Source organism: Pseudomonas sp. LJDD11, from assembly GCF_024584215.1.
Classification (GTDB): Bacteria; Pseudomonadota; Gammaproteobacteria; order Pseudomonadales; family Pseudomonadaceae; genus Aquipseudomonas.
In genome coordinates this window covers 1-605 of record NZ_JANJFL010000098.1, presented here as the reverse complement: position 1 = coordinate 605, position 605 = coordinate 1, and the positions used below count along the sequence as shown (strand labels likewise).

The 605-nt window shown below is 60.5% G+C and carries 1 protein-coding gene; it reads left to right on the top strand.

The window, feature by feature from the left end; all coding sequences use genetic code 11:
- Positions 1 to 605 (top strand): transposase (locus tag NRB16_RS28950; protein ID WP_257107575.1); only part of this gene is annotated, 605 nt, incomplete at both ends.

Here is a 605-nt window from a genome sequence, read left to right as displayed (position 1 = left end):
GACAGCCGTGGACGCTGGTATTTCAACGTCGTGGTCGAGGTCGACCGCCAGTTATCGCCAGGCCAGGACGCGGTGGGTATCGACCTCGGACTGAAAACCACGGCCACCTGCAGCGACGGTGATCGCCTTGAAAGCGGCAGGTTCTACCGGGATCTGGAGAGCGCCCTGGGCACGGCCCAGCGGGCCGGCAAGAAGGCCCGTGTGCGGGCGATTCACGCCAAGGTTGCGAACCGCCGCAAGGACTCCCTGCATAAGTTCAGCAACGCGCTGGTAGCGCGTTGTGGCGTCATTGTGGTGGGCGATGTGAGCTCACTGAAACTCGCGAAAACCAGGATGGCCAAGTCGGTGCTGGACGCCGGCTGGGGCCAATTGAAAACCATGCTGGAATACAAATGCGATCACGCAGGCACGGTTTTCAAGGTTGTCAGCGAGAGAAACACCACCCAAACCTGTTCGAGCTGCAAGCAATTGCCGGACTCGAGGCCGAGAGGTATCGCAGGGCTTGGAATAAGGGAATGGACTTGTTGTGGGTGTGGTGCCACCCACGACCGCGACGTCAACGCCGCCAAGAACATTCTCGCGCTCGGGCATGAGCGTCCAATTGT